The sequence below is a fragment of the Thiolapillus sp. genome (assembly GCF_048562965.1).
Lineage (GTDB): Bacteria > Pseudomonadota > Gammaproteobacteria > Chromatiales > Chromatiaceae > Thiolapillus > Thiolapillus brandeum_A.
Genome location: NZ_JBHNMF010000390.1, coordinates 1 through 3071, shown reverse-complemented (window position 1 = coordinate 3071; position 3071 = coordinate 1). Strand labels below are relative to the sequence as shown.

Annotated in this window: 2 protein-coding genes; both read left to right on the top strand. The window is 49.4% G+C overall.

Translation table 11 applies throughout. The annotated features are described in order from the left end of the window. On the top strand, positions 1-256 hold a 256-nt coding region (locus tag ACOCD2_RS15270), incomplete at its 5' end, for a BREX protein BrxB domain-containing protein (RefSeq protein ID WP_293652946.1). 15 nt (positions 257-271) lie between these two features. Continuing rightward, positions 272-3071, top strand: a 2800-nt coding sequence (gene brxC, locus ACOCD2_RS15265; protein WP_293701956.1) for a BREX system P-loop protein BrxC, incomplete at its 3' end; no start/stop codon positions are given.

Below are 3071 nucleotides of genomic sequence, written 5' to 3'. Positions count from 1 at the left end.
CCTCAAACAGGAATTTTCCCGCTTTGTCCAAACCAAAGGGCAGGACGAAAATGCAGTCGTTGCCTTGATGGGGGTTGGTTCCTTATTTGGCCTGTTAAAAGTTAAAAACGTAGTTGATCAACTGGCGCCCATGGTTAAGGGACGCATGTTGATCTTCTTCCCGGGAAGTTATGAAAACAGCAACTACCGTCTGTTGGACGGATATGATGGTTGGAACTATCTGGCCGTTCCCATCACTGCGGACAAGGATTATTGAACTAAGGGGTATAGCATGCTGAATCGAGATATCTACCAAAAGGATCCCAAGACTCATCGGTTGGTCAATGAAGGGGTGGCCAGTGTAAATGATGAAACAACTGAACAAGCCTTGTCAGTACTTCGTTATGAACTGGATACCTTCGTATGTGATGGCCAGTATGCCGAGGGCATGTCTCATATCCTGCAGACTTATCTGTCAAACATTGGACACTCTCAGCAGCCAGGCGTTTGGATCAGTGGATTTTACGGTTCGGGTAAGTCTCATCTGGTCAAAATGCTCCGCGCATTGTGGGTGGATACAAAATTTGATGATGGTGCAACTGCGCGTGGCATAGCCCATTTGCCCCAAGAGATCAGAGATCATTTCAAGGAACTCAGCGTGCAGGGGAAACGTCATGGCGGTTTGCATGCAGCCTCCGGAACTTTGGGAGCCGGTGCAAGTGGGAGCGTGCGCCTGGCTTTGCTCCGCATTATTTTCAAGTCGGTAGGGCTGCCTGAACAATACCCTGTTGCCCGATTTGTTATGTGGCTCAAACATGAAAACATACTGGACCAAGTGCGTGAACATGTAGAAAAACACGGCTATGACTGGGAAGAGGAACTGGATAATTTCTATGTGGCCGAAGGACTACATGATGCCTTGGTGGCCGCCAAGTCGAAGTTGTTTGCATCGCCATCTGCTTGTGTAGAAACCTTGAACAACCTCTATCCCTATGTGCAGGATATTTCCAGCGATGAAATGCTCAAAGCTATACGCGACGCACTCACTCGCGATGGAAAATTTCCGCTCACTGTCATCGTGCTCGACGAAGTACAGCAATACATTGGTGAAGACAGCCAGCGTTCGATTGACGTGCAGGAAGTCGTGGAGGCCTGCTCAAAAAAAATTGAGGGTGGCAAATTACTGTTTGTCGGAACAGGGCAAACCGCAGTCACAGGTACTGCGAATCTGAAGAAACTGGAAGGTAGGTTTACCATAAGGGTTGAATTATCGGATACCGATGTTGATGCAGTCATCCGCCAGGTCATCTTGGCCAAGACGCCTGAAGCCAAACCAGTCATCGAAGCTATGATGCAAACAAACATGGGAGAGATTGCACGTCACCTGGATGGCACAACAATCGGCCACCGCCAGGATGACATACCCTACTTCCCTCAAGACTATCCCATCCTGCCCGTACGCCGTCGTTTCTGGGATAACAGCTTGCGGGTCTTGGATCAAACCGGTACTGACAGCCAACTGCGCAATCAACTGAGCATGGTCCACAAGGTCATCCAAACCAATATGGACAAGGAAGTGGGTAATGTGGTGGCGGCAGATTATCTCTATTTCGATTCTGCCGACAAATTGCTGCAGACACGTATCCTGCCGAGAAAAGTACATGAAAAAACGCTCAGTTGGTGCAAAGGATCAGCAGATGAACAATTGATGGCGCGTGCCTGTGGCCTGGTTTTTCTGGTTAACAAATTGGCCAGCAGCAACAATGAAATTGGTATCAGAGCCACCACGGATACCTTGGCAGATCTATTGGTAGAAGACCTGCCAAAGGGTTCCGGTGATTTGCGGGCAAAGCTTCCTGGTCTGCTGGACGATTGCGAACTGCTCATGAAAGTAGGCGATGAGTACCGCATTCAAACGGAAGAAAGTGCGGCGTGGACAGACGAGTTCTTGAGTCAGCGTTCCAATTTGGCCAACGAAGCCTACCGTATCGAAGCGGAAAGGGATGACCGTATTCGTAAAAAGTTTGCTGAAATCACAGGCAAGCTTGCATTAATACAGGGAAAATCCAAGGTGCACAGGGATATCTTCCCACTATTCGATGCCCAACTTCCAACCGATGCAGATAAAAAGATCTGTGTCTGGGTTCGGGATGGTTGGAGCATCGATGAAAATTCTGTGTTGGCAGAAGCACGGCAGGCGGGTACTCAGTCGCCTACTGTTTTTGTGTTCATTCCCAAGCGCTCTGCTGATGATTTGCGTCATCACTTGATCGAATGCAAGGCGGCCACGGCTACACGCGAAAAGCGAGGAGTGCCCAACACCCCAGAGGGTACTGAAGCCCGTGCCGCTATGGAAACCACCAAACAGGTGTCGGAAGCCAAGATAAATGAATTGTTGAACGAAGCTTTTTCTGGCGCACGGGTATTTCAGGGTGGAGGTACCGAAATCCTGGGCAATGACTTGCATGACATGATCCAGGAAACCGCTAAAAATGCCTTGCACCGTTTGTATCCCAAGTTTGATATTGGTGATCATCCTGGTTGGTCCAAGGTATATGAGAAAGCCCGCATGGGAACGCCGGATGCACTCAAAGCTGTTGGCGACGATGGCGAGCCTGCGAAAAACCCAGTCTGCAAAGAAGTCTTGTCATTCATTGCGGGTGGTAAAAAAGGTGCTGATATTCGCCAACATCTGGAAGGCTCGCACTATGGCTGGTCACGTGATGCGGTTGATGGTGCGCTACAGGTGCTGCTGATCGCGGGATTGATCAGAGTCCAGGATGACCATGGGAAGCCCATCGATGCCAAAGCGTTGGAACGCAAAAGCATTGGCAAAGCCACTTTCAAAGTGGATTCGGCCACTGTTACCACAGCACAACGCATTCAGATTCGTAAACTGTTTCAGAAGTTGGGCATCAAGGCTAAACAGGGTGAAGAACCGTCCTTTGTCCCGCAGTTTCTACAGCAGGTACTGGATCTTGCTGATAAAGCAGGAGGGGATGCGCCCAAACCGGTGACACCAGATACTAAAATGCTCGAAGATATCCGGCTTAGCGCAGGCAATGAACAATTGCTGGCATTGTATAACCGTA